The sequence below is a fragment of the Thiosulfatihalobacter marinus genome, assembly GCF_016019955.1.
Classification (GTDB): domain Bacteria; phylum Pseudomonadota; class Alphaproteobacteria; order Rhodobacterales; family Rhodobacteraceae; genus Shimia; species Shimia marinus_A.
Genome location: NZ_JAECRZ010000008.1, coordinates 120,277 through 136,980, shown reverse-complemented (window position 1 = coordinate 136,980; position 16,704 = coordinate 120,277). Strand labels below are relative to the sequence as shown.

Genomic DNA, 16,704 nt, shown 5'->3' with positions numbered 1-16,704 from the left:
CCGTGGTCCAGGGGGGTGGCGCGGCGTATGTGAGCGCCAACATCCCTGTTTGACGACGGAAATCGACATGCCCAAACTCTTGACCAAACCCCGCGCTTTCGGCCTTTTTGCCTTGCTGAGCCCGCTTCTGATCCGGGTGCGCAACTGGTCCGCACACGAACCAGTGCCGCACTGGACAGACTATCTGCATCAGGCGCAGCGCTGATCAGCGTAACCCGTAATAGAGGCCGACAACATGCTCGGCCTGGGCAAAGAACAGCCAGCGCGACACCGCGACCCCGGCGATATGGCTGAGAACCGCCAGCACGGCAAGCACGTGGCTGAACGGGGTCATCAGCAGCCCAATGGGCAGGATGACCATCAGGAAAACCGCGATCACGCGCAGCTTGAGCGCGTGTTTGCGGCCGATGACAAAGACAAACTCGCGCATCAGATAATTGGGGGCGGTATGGGGCGGCGCGAACGAGCGCACCTCGCCGCGATCCCCAAGGCCGGTTGCCGTGCCCAGCGTGCTGCCGCTTGCCGCAAAGGCCCGGTCGCCGCGCAGCCACCAGGCCAGTTGGACAAGACCGGCGACGCCCAGCAATCCCGATACAATGGCGACCCGCCCGGAAAGCAGGGCACCCCCCGAAAGGGACAGGCCAAGAAACAGGACCGGTGTCAGCGCGGTGTTCCAGCGAGGTATTGTTGCCAGTTGGGTATAGATCATCGCGGTGGTGTACACCGTCAGAAGCGACAGGAGCGCGCCAAGCCAGCCGAGCCAGCCGGGCGCCTGCCCGAGAAAGATCAGAGCGGCGCCGTAGGCGCCGGACACGACAAGCGCGCTGATCGCGCAAATACCTTCGCGGCTGAGCCAGCTGCTGCGCCATTGCGAGAGCGCGCGCCAAGCGCGTTCCGGGTGGCCCAGATGAAAGGTGGACGCAATCAGCCCCCCAACCGCCAATGCATGGGCGATGAAAAAGAATGCAAACGCCCCCCAGCCCGTGGGCGGCGTGGAATCGACCCCCAGCCAGAACAAGAGACCAAAGCCTAGCCCGGAAAGGGTTGTGAAAAGAATAACGGAAGGCGCGGGATGCATCAGGAAGCCCCTCCGGGCAATTTGTCGAGGGCCTTGTCGAGCCAATTGAGGAAGCCGGAGGGCTCTTGGGCGACAGGTTGCAGAAAAGCGGCCAGCGGGGCGGTGTCGTCCCAGTCGTCCTTGGGGCGTGGGGGGAGGTATTTGTTCACCGGTGCGGTGCCAAGTTCCGGCATCAGGTCCATTCCTCCCCTGTTTTCAACAAGTTGAGATACCATGCTGGTTGGGTCCGCGAAATCCCCGAAGTGGCGTGCGCCGGCGGGGCAGGTGCGCACGCAGGCGGGTTCGCGGTCTTCTTCGGGCAGGTTTTCGTTGTAGATCCGATCAACGCAGAGCGTGCATTTCTTCATCACGCCTTCGGCCTGGTCCATTTCGCGCGCGCCGTAGGGGCAGGCCCAGGCGCACAGGCCGCAGCCGATACAATGATCCTCGTTGACCAGCACGATGCCATCCTCGGCGCGCTTGTAGCTGGCGCCGGTCGGGCAGACCGTGACACAGGGGGCATTTTCGCAATGTAAACAGGACTTTGGAAAGTGAACGGTCTGTGCGGGGCCGTGTTCGGGCTGAACCTCGTAGCTGTGCACGCGGTTCAGGAACGTGCCCATCGGTTCGTCGCCATAGGGGCGTTGATCCGACAGCGGCGCGCCGTAGTTTTCGGTATTCCAGCCCTTGCAGGAGATCACGCAGGCGTGGCAGCCGACACATGTATCCAGGTCGATCACAAGGCCAAGTTTGCGGGCGGTTTTGGAGGGAAGATCGGTCATTTTTTTGGTTCGGTATTGCGTCGGTATAACGTCGGTATTGCGTGGGTGGCGTTTCGGTTGGGGGCGCTGCCCCCGTCGCCGCCGGCGACTCCCCCGGAGTATTTCAGGCAAAATGAAGGATGGGCGTGGTTCATTTTCCGACCTTCCATGCGAGATTGGCCGGGCCGGGCGGCACCGGTGACGCGATCGGCGGATAGGCCGGGAGGCTGCGGTTTGGCGTGGTGGTTTTTTCGATGCGTACGCGCAGGTCGAACCAGGCGGCTTGCCCGGTGATGGGATCCGAATTAGCCCAGCGCAGGCCGTCGCCGCGTGCCGGGAGCAGTTCGTGGATGAGGTGGTTGAGCAGGAAACCTTCGCGCGCTTCTGGCGCGTCGTTGGACAGCGCCCAGGTGCCCTGGCGTTTGCCGATCGCGTTCCATGTCCAGATCGTGTTTTCGTTGAGCGCCGCCTGATGGGCAACGGGGACGGTGATCTCGCCATGGGCGGAGGTGACGCGCGCCCAATCGCCGTTCTGGAAGCCGTGTTTGATCCAGAGTTTGGTGGGCAGGTAGAGCGGATTGGAGCCGTGCAGCTGGCGCAGCCAGGCGTTTTGTGTGCCCCAGCTGTGATACATGGCCATCGGGCGCTGGGTGAGCGCGTGGATCGGGTATGTATCCGTGTCGACCACTGATTGTTCGAACGGTTCGTACCAGATCGGGAGCGGTTCCATCACGTGTTTCAGGCGGGCGCGCAGATGTTCGGGGGGCTGGCGATCGCCGTGGCCTTCGGCGGCGCGCTGGAATCTGCGCATCGGTTCGACATAGAGCTGGAACAGGAAGGGCTGGGGGCTGTCGAACAGTCCCATGCCCACCGCCCAGTCCTGATAGGCCATGTTCCAGGGTTTCATGAATTGGGCGTTGTCCGGGATGTGTTCGACGAAGAAGCCGCCATTTTCGATGTAGCGGTTGAGCTGATCCGGATTCACGGCGCCGCGTCCGGTTTCGGTGCCATCGCCCCGGAACCCGGCCAGCGGGCCGATGCCGGGGCGGCGTTCGTGGCTGACGATATAGTCGGCGTAGTCCTTCCATTTCGGGCTGCCGTCTTCGGTGACGAAACCGGGCAGACCGATCCGCGCGCCCAGTTCGATCAGAACAGACTGAAACCCGCGCACGTCGCGATCGGGCTCTACGACGGGCCAGCGAATGGCATCGGCGGCGGCGTCGGCCTCGCAGATCGGGCGGTCCAGCAGGGAAATACAGTCGTGGCGTTCGAGATAGGTGGTGTCGGGCAGGATCAGATCGGCATAGGCGACCATTTCCGAACTATAGGCATCCGAATAGATGATGCGCGGGATGCGGTAGCCGCCATCATCATTGCGGTCGGTCAGCATCTCGATCACGCCGGGCGTGTTCATGGTGGAGTTCCAGGCCATGTTGGCCATGTACATGAACAGCGTGTCGATCGGATAGGGATCCCGGGCATGGGCGTTTGAGATCACCATGTGCATCAGCCCGTGCACCGACATCGGGTTTTCCCAGGAGAACGCCTTGTCGATGCGGGTGGGGTTGCCCTTGTCGTCCAGTTGCAGATCTTCCGGGCCGCGGGGAAAGCCCAGATGCGGGCCTTCGAGCGGGCGTCCCGGGCGGCCATGGCCATGCGGGGTTGGGTGGGCCTCGACCGGTTTGGGATAGGGGGGCTTGAAGCGGAAGCCGCCGGGCACCTCGACGCTGCCCAGCAGGATTTGCAGCACGTGCAGGGCGCGGCAGGTCTGGAACCCGTTGGAATGGGCCGAGATGCCGCGCATGGCGTGAAAGCTGACCGGGCGGCCCGTCATGGTCTTGTGGGTTTCGCCCCGGAAATCGGTCCATTCCTGTTCCAGCTCGAATGCCTCGTCAAAGGCGACGCGGGCCAGTTCCGCGGCAATGGCGCGAATGCGGCTGGCCGGGATGCCGCAGCGTTCGGCCACGGTGTCGGGGCTGTAATCCGGTGACAGGTAGCGGTCGGCCATATGTGCCATGACGGTGCGGTGGGTGACGCCGGCGCGCCGGTAAGTTGCGGAAAGATCGGGGCGCACGCCCGTCTGATCGAACGGCGCGGGTTTGCCGGTGGCGCGGTCGATGACCAGTTGCCTGCCATCCGCGTCACGCAGCAGGAGGCCGGTTTCCTCGTCCACGAGCACCGGGGCGTTGGTGTATTGGGCCAGATAGTGCAGATCGATCCTGCCTGCGCGCATCAGTTCGTGCACCAATGCGAGAATGAAAAGGCCGTCTGTGCCGGGGGTGATACCGATCCAGTCATCGGCGATGGCGTTGTATCCCGTTCGGATCGGATTCACGCCGATCACGCGCGCGCCGCGTGCCTTGAGCTTGCCCAGCCCCATCTTGATCGGGTTGCTGTCATGATCCTCGGCCACGCCGAACAGCATGAACAGTTTTGTGCGGTCCCAGTCTGGCTGACCAAATTCCCAGAAGGCGCCGCCCATGGTGTAGATGCCCGCCGCTGCCATGTTGACCGAGCAAAAGCCGCCATGGGCCGCATAGTTTGGGGTGCCGAAGTTTTGCGCCCAGAAGGAGGTAAAGGATTGCGACTGATCGCGCCCAGTGAAGAAGGCCAGCTTGTGGGGTGCGGTTTCGTGGATTTCGGTGAGCCAGCCAACGGCGGTGTTCATCGCCTCTTCCCACGAGATTTCGCGGTATTCGCCCGAGCCGCGCGGGCCGGTGCGCAACAGCGGCTTTTTCAGGCGTGAGGGGGCGTTGTGCTGCATGATTCCGGCGCTGCCCTTGGCACAGAGAACGCCCTTGTTGACCGGGTGATCGCGGTTGCCCTCGATATAGGCGACCTTGCCGTCCTTCATATGGACGTTGATCCCGCAGCGGCAGGCGCACATGTAACAGGTGGTCTGGCGGATTTCGTCAGAGACCTTGGGGGATGTATCGATGCGATGCTGTGGAGCGGACATGCGGGCCTCGGTGTGGTTTGGAACAGAGTGGCGCAAAGTGGCGCGAATGCCAGAGGTTTTTTCCGATTATCGGCCGGAAATCGGGACATAATCGCGCCTGTCGGGGCCGTTATAGAGCGTCAGCGGACGGATCAGGATATTGCCACGCCGCTGTTCGAGACATTGAATGATCCAGCCGGGCATCCGCCCGATGGCAAAGATCGGGACATAGAGATCCATTGGAATGCCGTGCAGCTGGTAGATAACGCCCGAGTAGAAATCGACATTCACGTTCAGCCCGTGGCGGGCATAAGGCTTCATTGCTGCGACCACGGCTTGCAGGATTTCATACCATTCGGGGGCGCCCATTTCCTGGCCCAGCTTGCGCACGCCGTCGCGCATATGGCGGGCGCGGGGATCCTCGGCGCGATAGACACGGTGGCCAAAGCCCGTAACGGCCTCGCGCGCCTTGCGCTTGGCCGCGACATAGGCGGCGGCGTTGTCGGGGCTGCCAATCTCGTGCACCATCTTCATCACGTCCTCGGCGGCGCCACCATGGGCGGGGCCTGCCAGCGCGGACAGCGCGGTGACGATGCCGCCATGCAGGTTGGCTTCGGTGCCGATGGTGACGCGGGCGGCAAAGGCAGAGGCATTGGCGCCGTGTTCGGCATGGAGAATGAAATCGACATCGGCCAGGCGCGCGGCCTGGTCGGAGGGTTTTTCACCCTTGAGCATCCAGAGCCAGTTGGCGGCGTGGCCAAGGGTGTGGTCGGCGGGAGCGGGCGCGCGCCCGTTGCGAATGTTTTCATGCGCGGCGACGATCATCGGGACCTGGGCGGTCAGGCGAATGCCGTTTTCCACAAATGCCTCCTCGCCGGTGGCCCGGCTCTTCGGATCGAGCGCCGCGAGGGCGGACACGGCTGTGCGCAGCACGTCCATCGGATGACCGTCGGCGGTGGCGCGGATGATGTCGAAGATCGGCTCGGGCAGGGTGCGCGCCGCCTTGAGCGCGGCGTCAAAGGCGGCCAATTGGCCGGCATCGGGCAGTTCGCCGTGGATCAGGAGATAGCAGACTTCCTCGAATGTCGAATGAACCGCGAGATCGTGGATCGAGTAACCGCGATACAGCAATTCGCCCTTGGCACCGTCGATGTGGCTGACACCTGAGCGTTCGAAATAGATGCCCTTGAGACCGCGGTTGATCTTGACGGGATCGGTCATCATTGTCTCCTTGGAAACACGGGGGGCTGGGGCATGTCGGCATTGGAACGGGCGAAAGAACGGGTGAAGTCACGCAATCTCAGGGTGGTGATGCCCGAGCGCGAAGACGCGCGGATCGCTGCGGCGGTGGATCGGTTGCACCACGAGAATCTGTGCGAAGTCGTGCCGCTGGCCGGCGACGGAGAGGGGTATGTGCAGGCCCTGGTGCAGGCGCGCGGTGTCAAGGCAGGCATTGCGCGGCGCATGTTGACGCGGCCCATGTATCGGGCGGCGGCGATGGTTGCGGCGGGTGAGGCCGATGCGATGGTGGCCGGGGCGGTGGCGCCGACCAGGGCGGTGATCGAGGCCGCCTCGATCGGGATCGGTCTGGCCGAAGGGGTCAGCCTGCCGTCGTCGTTTTTCCTGATGCGGTTCCCGGACGGGCGGGAAATGATCTTTGCGGATTGTGCGCTGAACGTCGCGCCCGATGCAGACGGGCTGGCGGCCATTGCGCAAGCCTCTGCGCGGACAGGCAAGGCTTTGCTGGGGGCGGCCGATGTGGCGCTGCTGTCGTTTTCGACGGATCGTTCCGGCGCGGGGGACAGCGTGGAACGGGTGCGGGCCGCTGCCGAAATGACAGGGTTCTGCGGACCCGTGCAAGGCGATGCGGCGTTGAACCCGTCTGTCGCGGCCAGGAAAGGGCTGGGTCGCGGAGAGGCCAATGTGCTGGTATTTCCCACGCTGGATGCGGGCAATATTGCGTACAAACTGGCGCAGGAACTGGCCGGCGCCCAGGCGTTGGGGCCGGTCCTGCAAGGGTTTCGGCGGCCCGTCTGTGATCTGAGCCGGGGAGCGACCGTGGAAGATATCGTGGATGCGACGGTTGTGACGCTCGCGCTGGGATAGCGGCGGGGGCCAAGAATTTCCGAAAATTCTTGCCAAAATTCTTCGAAGAATTTTGCTCCCCGCCGCCCCGGCACCTTAATCCACCTGTTGGGGGCGCATGTCGGAGGCGTCGATCCCGGCCACTTCGACAGGTTTCTTCATGGCATCCCGGCGGAACGGTTCGCCCAGTTCCTGGTTGATCATTGCCTCGATCAGCGTGGTGATGCCGTTTTTCTGGTCCTTGAGCGCTTGTGCCAGCGCGTCCGTCAGTTCGCTCATGGTACGGGCAACCACGCCCTTGAGGCCGCAGGCCTGGGCAATTCCGGCATAGGACACCCTTGTGTCCAGTTCCGTGCCGACGAAATTGTCGTCATACCAGAGTGTCGAGTTGCGCTTTTCCGCGCCCCATTGATAATTGCGGAACACCACCTGTGTGATGGCCGGCCATTCGTCGCGCCCGATGGCCGTCAATTCGGTTACGGCGATGCCAAAGGCGCCGTCGCCCGAAAAGCCGACCACCGGCGTATCCGGGCAGCCGATCTTGGCGCCGATCACCGAGGGCAGACCATAGCCGCATGGGCCAAACAGGCCTGGCGCCAGGTATTTGCGCCCCGCTTCAAAACTCGGATAAGCGTTGCCGATGGCGCAGTTGTTGCCGATATCGGACGAAATGATCGCCTCTTTGGGCAGGGCGGACTGGATCGCGCGCCACGCCATGCGGGGGCTCATCCAGTCGGGCTTGGCGGTGCGGGCGCGTTCGTTCCAGGTGGTGCCGGGGTCGTCGTCTTCGTGATCCATCGACGCCAGCTGTTGCGCCCAGGTGGATTTCATGTTGGCGATCAGCGCCTCACGGTCGGCACGGCCTTCGTCCCCCGCCGAGGGGCCGAGTTTTTCAAGAAGCGATTGTGCAACCTTGCGGGCGTCGCCGACAATGCCCACGCTGACCGTTTTGGTCAGGCCGATCCGGTCCGGGTTGATATCCACCTGGATGATCTTGGCGTCTTGCGGCCAGTAGTCGATGCCGTAACCGGGCAAAGTGGAAAACGGGTTAAGCCGTGTCCCCAGTGCCAGCACCACGTCAGCCCTGCGGATCAGTTCCATTGCCGCCTTGGAGCCATTGTAGCCCAGTGGCCCCACATGCAGAGGGTGTGAACCGGGGAAGGCGTCATTGTGCTGATAGCCACAGCAAACCGGGGCGGACAGGCGCTCGGCCAGCGCCATGGACGCCGGGATCGCCCCGCCGATCACCACGCCCGCGCCATTCAGCATCACCGGGAAACGCGCGTTCGACAGCAGCTCGGCGGCGCGGTCAAGCGCGTCGTCGCCCCCCGAGGGACGCTCGAATTCAACAATGGCGGGCAGATCGATATCCACCACCTGTGTAAAGAAATCGCGCGGCACATTGATTTGCGCGGGCGCGGAATTGCGCCTGGCCTGAAGGATCACACGGTTCAGAACCTCGGCCATGCGCGAGGGGTCGCGCACCTCTTCCTGATAACAGACGCAATCGGCAAAGGCGCGCATCTGTTCCATTTCCTGGAAACCGCCCTGGCCGATGGTCTTGTTGGCGGCTTGCGGCGTCACCAACAGCAATGGCGTGTGGTTCCAATAGGCGGTTTTCACGGCGGTCAGGAAATTGGTAATGCCGGGCCCGTTCTGCGCGATCATCATAGCCATCTTGCCGCTGGCGCGGGTATAGCCGTCGGCCATCATCCCGCCAGAGCCTTCATGCGCGCAATCCCAGAAGGTGATGCCGGCCTTCGGGAAGATATCGGAAATCGGCATGAAGGCCGACCCGATGATACCAAACGCATGTTCGATGCCATGCATCTGAAGCGTTTTCACGAACGCTTCTTCGGTTGTCATTTTCATTGGGGTCTCTCCAGAATGCGGAATTGGGGCTTGGCGTGAAACTACGAGGTGTCGGGGGTGGCAGATAGGGCCAGTTGGACAGCCGGAGTAGGGCCAGTCAGGCGGTTTCCAGAACGCGGGCTATATGGGCGATGCCCTCGGGGATACGTTCGGAGGAAATCGACGAATACCCAAGGCGATAGTGGTTTCCCGGGCGGTCGGCACCGTGAAAGAAATGCTCGCCGGGTTCGATCAGAACTCCCTTGGCGCGCAACCTGCTGGCGGCGTCGGTCGTATCGGTGCCGGGCGGGGCCTGCATCCAGAAGGACGATCCCCCGAATGCACCGGTGCCGGCAATGGTCAGCCCATGCGAGTCGATGGCGGCCTGCATTGCGGCGCGGCGTTTGCGCAGCGTTTCACGAATGCGACGGATCAGGGCGTCGTAATGGCCAAGAGACAGGAAATAGGCGGTGGTGCGCTGAATATGCCCCGGCGGGTGGCGCAGGACGCTGGCGCGCAGGGCGCGCGCCTCGCGGATAAAGCTTTCGGATCCGACAAGATAGCCAAGGCGCAATCCCGGAAACAGGGACTTCGAAAAGCTGCCCACGTAGATCACGCGCCCGTCGGTATCGAGTGATTTCAGCGCCGGGGACGGGGCGTCCAGAAAGGACATTTCAAACTCGTAATCGTCTTCGACGATCAGCGCGTCGATGTCGCGCGCGCGCTTTAGCAGATCATGGCGGCGGGCCATGGGCATGGTGGCGGTGGTTGGGCATTGATGGCTGGGCGTGGTGAAGATCACGTCGGATTCGGAGGGAATGGAGGCTGGCGGCAGGCCATGACGGTCCACCGCGACCGGGGCAACGTGGCAACGGGACAATTGCAGGATGTCGCGCAGCGCGTAATAGCAGGGGTCTTCGATGGCGGCAACGCGGCGCTGGGTGAGCAGCACCTGGGCGGCGATCCACAGCGCGTTTTGCGCGCCAAGCGTGATCAGGATCTCTTCGGGGCGGGCGATGATGCCGCGCCGGGGCAGGGTGTTGCGGGCGATGAATTCGACAAGGCGGGGATCGTCCTGATCGAAATAGTCGGCGGTCAGCGCAGAAAAATCCTTTTGCCCCAATGCCCTGAGCGCGCATAGCCGCCAATTGGAGTGATCGAACAGAGATGGGTCCGTCTGCCCATAGACAAACGGGTAACGGTAGGTGGCCCAATCCAGCGGCTTTTCCAACGTATTGCCGCCGGTAAAGCGCCGCCCGATGGCGCGCGACCAGTCCACGGTTTCCTCGCCTCGTGTGGGTGGGGTGAAGGTTGGGGGGACCGGGGCATTTTCCGAAATGAAATAGCCCGATCGCCCACGCGAGGTCAGATAATCGTTGGCAAGAAGTTCGGTATAGGCCAGCGTGACGGTGATGCGGCTGACGCCGAGATGCGCGGCAAGCCGGCGGCTGGAAGGCAGTTTCTCGCCCACGCGAAAGCGCCCCGAGAGGATGCCTTCGGCAATCATCTGCTGGATCCGGGCCTGCAAGGTGCCGTGGCTGTCAGGAGAAAGAAAGAAGGTTTCAACAGAGATCGCCATGAAACCATTTATGATCTGGTCTTATGGCGAAGGTAAAGTGGTCTTATGCGCTGTTGTTGGAATTGCGGCCAGTTGGGGAAAATGGGCGTGATCGACGAGCCGTGCGAGCATGGCCAGACGGACCGGGCGCAGGCCCCTGCCAACAGTCGTGACCATCACGGCCAGGGCAGGGGCCGGGCCGGATCAGCCGAACACCTTGGTCAGCGCCTTGTCGACGGCATCGGTAATCGCGTCGATATCGGCCGCCGTGGCGATCAGCGCCGGCGAGAAGCACAGCACGTTGTTGCGGTCGGGAACCGAGCGGTTCGCGGCACCGATGATCACGCCGAGCGCACCGCATTCGGCGACAACCGCCGCCACGTCTTTTTCGCCCACGGGTTCCTTGGTGGCGCGGTCCTTGACCAGTTCGGCGCCCAGGAACAGCCCCTTGCCGCGCACGTCGCCGATGACCGCGTGCTTGTCCATCAGCGCCTGAAGATTGCCCATCATCCGTTCGCCCATGACGGTACAGTTTTCCAGCAGCCCTTCTTCTTCGATGATGGCCATGTTCTCCATCGCCGCTGCCGGGCCGGCCGCGCAGCCGCCAAAGGTGGAGATGTCGCGGAAATGGTCAAGCTTGTCCGTAGGGTTCGATTTGAACATTTCGAACACGTCCTCGGTCGTGACCATGCAGGCAATCGCCGCATAGCCCGAGGCCACGCCCTTGGCCATGGTCACGAAATCGGGCTTGATGCCGTAATGCTGGTAGCCGAACCAATGGGTGCCGGTGCGCCCGACGCCGCAGACAACCTCGTCGATATGCAGCAGGATGTCATACTGTCTGCAAATCTCCTGTACCCGGTCCCAGTAGCCTTCGGGCGGGGTGATGACGCCGCCCCCCGCCGTGACCGGTTCAAGGCAGAGCGCGCCAATCGTTTCGGGGCCTTCGCGCAGGATCACGTCTTCGATCAGGTTGGCCGCCGCGATGCCGAAGTCGCGGCCCGACAGATGCTCCAGCCCCAGCTCTTCCTTGCGGTATTCCATGCAATGCGGCACGCGCACGAACCCCGGTGCAAGCGGGCCGTATTGCATGACGCGTTCATCCTGGCCACCCGCCGACATGGTGGCCAGCGTGCCGCCGTGATAGTCGCGGTCGCGGAACAGGATCTTGTGCTTCTTGCCGCCATATTTCTTGTGCGCGATCTGGCGCACCATCTTGAACACCTTCTCGTTCGCCTCGGACCCGGAATTGGTATAGTAGACGCGGCTGAGGCCGGGCATTTTTTCGATCAGCTTTTCGGCATACAAGGCGCCGGGAACCGATCCGGCGGCCTGTGCGAAATAGCACATCTTCATCAGTTGGTCGTGCATGGCATTGGCGATACGTTCGCGGCCATAGCCCACGTTGACCGTCCAGACCGCGCCGGACACCGCATCGATATATTCCTTGCCGTTCTGATCCCACACGCGCATGCCCTTGCCTTCGATGATGATGCGCGGATCGCTGGTTTCAAACGGTTTGTGCTGTACAAGATGGTGCCAGACATGAGCCTTGTCGGCATTCACGACGCGGCTGAGATCGTTTTCGTTCAGAGTGCCGTCCATGGCGGAACCTCCTTGGCGATGATGGAAGCAGAAAGCGGCACGAGAGTCGCGTGCCGGAACCTGATCATATTCAGACCGGATAAATCGCCATGGCGATAGGTCCAATCGTGTTTCGATATAGGTCCAGATGTGGCGGGCGCTGCAAATGAAAACGCCGGGGCGCTGGCCCCGGCGAAATTCGTATTGGCATGTTACAGCTTCAGCCGCCGGCTCACCCCATGGGCACGCCCGAAACCGCCTTGGTTTCGCAGAACTCCTCAAGCCCCCAAACGCCGCCTTCGCGCCCGTTGCCAGATTGTTTGTAGCCGCCAAACGGAGAGCCCTGCACGCGCGAGATACCGTTGGTTTCCACCATGCCCGACCGCACCTTGCGGGCCACGCGCAGCCGTTTGTCATCGTCTTGCGTCTGGACATAGTTGGTCAGGCCGTAGACCGTATCGTTGGCCATTTCGATAGCCTGATCCTCGGTGTCGAACGGAATGATCGACAGGACCGGGCCAAAGATCTCCTCGCGGTAAATGGTCATGTCGGGTGTCACGTCGGCAAAGACGGTGGGGCGCACGTAATACCCCTTGTTCATGCCTTCGGGACGGCCAAGCCCCCCTGCGAGCAGGGTCGCGCCCTCCTTGATGCCGGTTTCAATCAGGCCCTGAATCTTGTTGAACTGCAATTCCGACACGACCGGGCCGATATGGCGGCCGCTTTGCGTGGTCGGGCCGACCGACGTGGCCTCTGCCGTGGCGCGGGCCACTTCGAGCGCCTGCGGGTAGGCCGCGCGTTCCACCATCATCCGGGTCGGCGCGTTGCACGACTGGCCCGAGTTCTGCATACAGTGGATCACACCGCGCTTGACCGCCTTTTCGTCGGCATCGGCAAAGATGATGTTGGCGCCCTTGCCGCCCAGTTCCAGGCTGACGCGTTTAAGCGTGTCCGCCGCCGCCTTGGAGATCGCAATCCCGGCGCGGGTGGAGCCGGTAAAGGAGACCATGTCCACATCGGGATGGGCCGAAAGCTGTGATCCGACACCGACACCATCGCCATTCACCAGATTGAACACGCCCGGCGGGAAGCCGGCCTCGTCAACCATTTCCGCAAACAGAAGCGACGACAACGGCGCGATTTCGGAGGGCTTCAGCACCATGGTACAGCCCACGGCCATCGCCGGGATCGCCTTGAGCGCGACCTGGTTCATCGGCCAGTTCCAGGGCGTGATCAAGGCACATACCCCGATCGGTTCCTTGCGGATGCGGTCAGCGCCCATCTGTTTTTCAAAGTCGAAGTTTTCCAGCGCCTCCAGGAATCCGGCCAGGTGCCAGCTTCCGGCTCCCCATTGGCTGGTGCGCGCCAGGTCAATCGGCGCGCCCATCTCCATGCGCATGGCTTCGGCCATTTCCTCGCGCCGGGCATTGTAAACCTCGCCCAGTTTCCGGATCAGCGCGACCCGATCTTCCAGCGGGGTATCGGCCCAGCCGTTGAAAGCGGCGCGCGCGGCGGCCACGGCGGCATCCGTATCGGCCTGACTTCCCAGCGAAATAACGGCGCAGGCTTCCTCGGTGGCCGGGTCGATCACGTCGAAATCGTTGGCGGTTGCCGGGTCGACCCATTGGCCGTTGATATAGAATTGGCGTTTCTCGATCATGGTAATCTCCCTGAGAATCTGTGTTGCACTGTGTCAGCGCCCATGGCGCGCGGCAAGGGGATGCGCGCCACGTCACAAATAATTTGATCAAATTAATTTCGCGCCGTAAAGGGTGGATTTGGCGGGCCAGGTGGCTCCAAAGTGATTGCCACGTTGCGCAGAGGAAGTTTTTGCGGGAATTGGCAGGCAGGCTGTTCTGGTTACGGGGTTTCGTGCCTATGTGTTGTGACAGAACGTCATTTGGGACCACAAAAGGGAGAGACCGATGGGCCTTCGAATTAATGATACCGTTCCGGATTTCACCGCTGAAACCGATCAGGGCACAATCAATTTCCACGACTGGATCGGCAATAGCTGGGCGATCCTGTTCTCGCATCCCAAGGATTTCACGCCGGTCTGCACCACGGAATTCGGCGCCGTCGCGCAATTGGCCGATGAATGGGCCAGCCGCAACACCAAGGTGATCGGCGTGTCCGTGGACGGGGTAGAGGAGCACAAGGGCTGGAAAGGCGATATCGAAAGCTATGCGGGCACCGGTGCCGGCTTTCCGATCATTGCGGATGAGGGGCTGGAGGTATCCAAGGCGTTCGACATGTTGCCGGCCGAAGCCTATCTGCCCGACGGGCGCACCCCCGCCGACAGTGCCACGGTGCGTACCGTGTTCATCATCGGGCCGGACAAGCAGGTGAAGCTGTCGATGACCTACCCGATGAATGTGGGGCGCAATTTTGCCGAGGTGCTGCGTGCACTTGACGGGTTGCAGACAGCGGCGCGCGAAAACGTGGCGACCCCGGCGAACTGGACACCCGGCGGCGATGTGGTGATCCCCACGACGGTATCGGACGAGGACGCCAGGGCGAAATACGGTGATTTCACCACGCATTTCCCCTATCTGCGCACCACCAGGCTGCCCCAGTAATGCGGCGCCAGCCCTGAACGCAAAAGCCCCGGTGAATGGTTCACCGGGGCTTTCTATTTTTCGGAAAGGGAAGAGGATCAATCCTCGTTCCGGTCCTTTTTCTCGCGCGGCTGCGGGGGCAGTTCCTCGCCGGTTTCCTGATCGACGACTTTCATCGACAGGCGCACCTTGCCGCGATCGTCAAAGCCCAGAAGCTTGACCTTCACTTCCTGGCCTTCCTTGAGAACGTCCGAAGGATGGTTCAGGCGGCGGTTCTCGATCTGGGAGACATGCACAAGGCCGTCACGCTTGCCAAAGAAGTTCACGAAGGCGCCGAAATCGACGATTTTCACGACCTTGCCGGTATAGACAGCGCCTTCTTCGGGTTCTGCCACGATCGAGTGGATCATGTCATAGGCCTTCTGGATGGCTTCGCCGTTCGGCGAAGCGATCTTGATCACGCCGTCATCGTTGATGTCGACCTTGGCGCCCGACACTTCGACGATCTCACGGATGACCTTGCCGCCGGACCCGATCACTTCGCGGATCTTATCGGTCGGGATGTTCATGGTTTCGATGCGCGGTGCGTGAACCGAGAAGTCCGCCGCGCCCGAAAGCGCCTTGTTCATCTCGCCCAGGATGTGCATCCGGCCATCCTTGGCCTGTGCCAGGGCCTTCTCCATGATTGCCGGGGTGATGCCGGCCACCTTGATGTCCATCTGCAAGGAGGTGATACCGTTTTCGGTTCCTGCCACCTTGAAGTCCATGTCGCCCAGGTGGTCTTCGTCACCCAGGATGTCGGTCAGGATGGCATAATCACCGTCGTCTTCCAGGATCAGCCCCATGGCCACACCGGCAACCGCCGATTTCAGCGGAACGCCCGCGTCCATCATCGACAGCGAACCGCCGCAGACGGATGCCATGGACGAAGAGCCGTTGGATTCGGTGATTTCCGACACGATGCGCACGGTATAGGGGAAATCGGTTGCGGCGGGCAGCACGGCTTGCAGCGCGCGCCATGCCAGTTTGCCGTGGCCGATTTCGCGGCGGCCCGGAGGGCCCACGCGACCCGCTTCGCCCACCGAGTAGGGGGGGAAGTTGTAGTGCAGCAGGAAGTTGGATTTGAAGTTGCCATGCAGCGCGTCGATGAACTGTTCGTCATCGCCGGTGCCAAGGGTGGTCACAACCAGACCCTGGGTTTCGCCACGAGTGAACAGCGCCGAGCCGTGGGTCCGGGGCAGGAGGCCGGTTTCGCAAACGATGTCGCGCACTTCGTCAGTACGGCGGCCATCGATCCGCTTGCCGGTTTTCACCACGTCGCCACGCAGGATCGAGGCTTCGAGCTTTTTGAGGGCCGAGCCGAGGTTGGCATCTTCGGCCTGTTCTTCGGTCAGCGCGGCGATGATCGCTTCGCGGGCCGCTGCTACGGCCGAGGTGCGTTCCTGCTTGTCGGTGATGGCGAACGCGGCGCGCATCTGTTCTTCCCCGGCGGCTTTCACGGCGGCGTAAAGATCGGTGTAATCCGGCGGCTGGAAATCGAACGGCTCTTTCGCGGCAGCCTCGGCCAGATCGATGATCAGGTCGATGACCGGCTGGATCTGCTCGTGCGCAAAATTCACGGCGCCCAGCATTTCGGCTTCGGTCAGTTCATAGGCTTCGGATTCCACCATCATCACGGCGTCTTTGGTGCCGGCCACCACCAGATCAAGGCGCTGATCGGGATTGTTGCGCAGATCCTGCATGTCGTCCACGGTGGGATTCAGGATGTATTCACCATCTTCAAAGCCCACGCGGGCACCTGCGATCGGACCCATGAACGGCGCGCCGGAAATGGTGAGCGCGGCCGAAGCGGCGATCATGGCAACGATATCGGGGTCATTGACCAGATCGTGGCTCAGTACGGTGCACATGACCAGAACTTCGTTCTTGAAGCCGGGCACGAACAGCGGGCGGATCGGGCGGTCGATCAGGCGTGCGGTCAACGTTTCCTTTTCGGTCGGCCGCGCCTCGCGCTTGAAGAAGCCACCGGGCACCTTGCCCGCGGCGTAGTATTTTTCCTGGTAGTGGACCGTCAGGGGAAAGAAGTCCTGACCGGGCTTGGGCGACTTTGCAAAAGTCACCGCGGCCATGACCGAGGTTTCGCCCAGAGTGGCGATCACACAGCCGTCGGCCTGACGGGCAATCTTGCCCGTTTCCAGTGTGAGCGTTTCTTCGCCCCACTGCATTGTTTTCTTCGATACGTCAAACATCAGTTTTTCCTAGTTGGGAGCACTCCCGGGCGTATCCCGGGTCTCCCGTTTTCAAATAGCGGC

12 protein-coding genes are annotated in these 16,704 nt (G+C 62.2%); 3 read left to right on the top strand and 9 right to left on the bottom strand.

Features of this window, described 5'->3' with window-relative positions; genetic code table 11:
* The first annotated feature begins 67 nt into the window (after window positions 1-67).
* Window positions 68-205, top strand: coding sequence for a hypothetical protein (locus tag I3253_RS13400; RefSeq protein WP_197918334.1), 138 nt, complete (start codon window positions 68-70; stop codon window positions 203-205).
* Here I3253_RS13400 and I3253_RS13395 read toward each other — a convergent pair whose 3' ends face one another.
* The 4 genes from I3253_RS13395 to I3253_RS13380 form a co-directional block, all read right to left on the bottom strand.
* A complete protein-coding gene (locus tag I3253_RS13395; RefSeq protein ID WP_197918332.1) occupies window positions 206-1,078 on the bottom strand; it encodes a dimethyl sulfoxide reductase anchor subunit family protein in 873 nt (290 codons plus the stop codon).
* A complete protein-coding gene (locus I3253_RS13390) occupies window positions 1,078-1,839 on the bottom strand; it encodes a 4Fe-4S dicluster domain-containing protein (RefSeq protein ID WP_197918318.1) in 762 nt (253 codons plus the stop codon). Before I3253_RS13390 ends, I3253_RS13395 begins: the two co-directional genes overlap by 1 nt.
* A 130-nt stretch (window positions 1,840-1,969) precedes the next feature.
* Window positions 1,970-4,777, bottom strand: coding sequence for a molybdopterin oxidoreductase family protein (locus I3253_RS13385; protein ID WP_197918315.1), 2,808 nt, complete (start codon window positions 4,775-4,777; stop codon window positions 1,970-1,972).
* 66 nt (window positions 4,778-4,843) lie between these two features.
* On the bottom strand, window positions 4,844-5,977 hold the full coding sequence (locus I3253_RS13380; protein WP_197918312.1) for a citrate/2-methylcitrate synthase: 1,134 nt from the start codon (window positions 5,975-5,977) through the stop codon (window positions 4,844-4,846).
* A 33-nt stretch (window positions 5,978-6,010) separates the two neighbouring features.
* Here I3253_RS13380 and I3253_RS13375 point away from each other — a divergent pair, with 33 nt between their 5' ends.
* Window positions 6,011-6,862: a phosphate acyltransferase gene (locus I3253_RS13375; protein WP_197918310.1), complete on the top strand. Its 852-nt coding sequence runs from the start codon at window positions 6,011-6,013 to the stop codon at window positions 6,860-6,862.
* A gap of 75 nt (window positions 6,863-6,937) precedes the next feature.
* Here the strand turns inward: I3253_RS13375 and xsc are convergent, their stop codons facing one another.
* The 4 genes from xsc to I3253_RS13355 all read right to left on the bottom strand — a co-directional run bounded on the left by xsc (window position 6,938) and on the right by I3253_RS13355 (window position 13,494).
* Window positions 6,938-8,713, bottom strand: a complete 1,776-nt coding sequence (gene xsc, locus I3253_RS13370; RefSeq protein ID WP_197918307.1) for a sulfoacetaldehyde acetyltransferase — start codon at window positions 8,711-8,713, stop codon at window positions 6,938-6,940.
* Window positions 8,714-8,810: 97 nt separating this feature from the next.
* Window positions 8,811-10,271 carry a MocR-like pyridoxine biosynthesis transcription factor PdxR gene (pdxR, locus tag I3253_RS13365; RefSeq protein WP_197918305.1) on the bottom strand — a complete coding sequence of 487 codons (1,461 nt, stop codon included), beginning with the start codon at window positions 10,269-10,271 and terminating at the stop codon, window positions 8,811-8,813.
* A gap of 183 nt (window positions 10,272-10,454) precedes the next feature.
* Window positions 10,455-11,855: an aminotransferase family protein gene (locus I3253_RS13360; protein WP_197918302.1), complete on the bottom strand. Its 1,401-nt coding sequence runs from the start codon at window positions 11,853-11,855 to the stop codon at window positions 10,455-10,457.
* Window positions 11,856-12,066: 211 nt separating this feature from the next.
* Entirely contained in the window at window positions 12,067-13,494 is a 1,428-nt protein-coding gene (locus I3253_RS13355; protein WP_197918299.1) for an aldehyde dehydrogenase family protein, read from the bottom strand.
* Window positions 13,495-13,759: 265 nt separating this feature from the next.
* Here I3253_RS13355 and I3253_RS13350 point away from each other — a divergent pair, with 265 nt between their 5' ends.
* The gene (locus tag I3253_RS13350) at window positions 13,760-14,413 is read left to right on the top strand and encodes a peroxiredoxin (protein ID WP_197918297.1); all 654 of its coding nucleotides are present in this window, start codon (window positions 13,760-13,762) and stop codon (window positions 14,411-14,413) included.
* Between the two features lie 77 nt (window positions 14,414-14,490).
* On the opposite strand, the gene pnp is transcribed toward I3253_RS13350, so the two are convergent.
* Window positions 14,491-16,641, bottom strand: coding sequence for a polyribonucleotide nucleotidyltransferase (pnp, locus tag I3253_RS13345; protein WP_197918295.1), 2,151 nt, complete (start codon window positions 16,639-16,641; stop codon window positions 14,491-14,493).
* Window positions 16,642-16,704: the final 63 nt, after the last annotated feature.

Excerpts from the sequence above, each read along its gene's own strand:
- I3253_RS13400 (WP_197918334.1), top strand. The coding sequence starts at position 68 with ATGCCCAAACTCTTGACCAAACCCCGCGCTTTCGGCCTTTTTGCCTTG.
- I3253_RS13395 (WP_197918332.1), bottom strand. The coding sequence starts at position 1,078 with ATGCATCCCGCGCCTTCCGTTATTCTTTTCACAACCCTTTCCGGGCTA.
- I3253_RS13390 (WP_197918318.1), bottom strand. The coding sequence starts at position 1,839 with ATGACCGATCTTCCCTCCAAAACCGCCCGCAAACTTGGCCTTGTGATC.
- I3253_RS13385 (WP_197918315.1), bottom strand. The coding sequence starts at position 4,777 with ATGTCCGCTCCACAGCATCGCATCGATACATCCCCCAAGGTCTCTGAC.
- I3253_RS13380 (WP_197918312.1), bottom strand. The coding sequence starts at position 5,977 with ATGACCGATCCCGTCAAGATCAACCGCGGTCTCAAGGGCATCTATTTC.
- I3253_RS13375 (WP_197918310.1), top strand. The coding sequence starts at position 6,011 with ATGTCGGCATTGGAACGGGCGAAAGAACGGGTGAAGTCACGCAATCTC.
- xsc (WP_197918307.1), bottom strand. The coding sequence starts at position 8,713 with ATGAAAATGACAACCGAAGAAGCGTTCGTGAAAACGCTTCAGATGCAT.
- pdxR (WP_197918305.1), bottom strand. The coding sequence starts at position 10,271 with ATGGCGATCTCTGTTGAAACCTTCTTTCTTTCTCCTGACAGCCACGGC.
- I3253_RS13360 (WP_197918302.1), bottom strand. The coding sequence starts at position 11,855 with ATGGACGGCACTCTGAACGAAAACGATCTCAGCCGCGTCGTGAATGCC.
- I3253_RS13355 (WP_197918299.1), bottom strand. The coding sequence starts at position 13,494 with ATGATCGAGAAACGCCAATTCTATATCAACGGCCAATGGGTCGACCCG.
- I3253_RS13350 (WP_197918297.1), top strand. The coding sequence starts at position 13,760 with ATGGGCCTTCGAATTAATGATACCGTTCCGGATTTCACCGCTGAAACC.
- pnp (WP_197918295.1), bottom strand. The coding sequence starts at position 16,641 with ATGTTTGACGTATCGAAGAAAACAATGCAGTGGGGCGAAGAAACGCTC.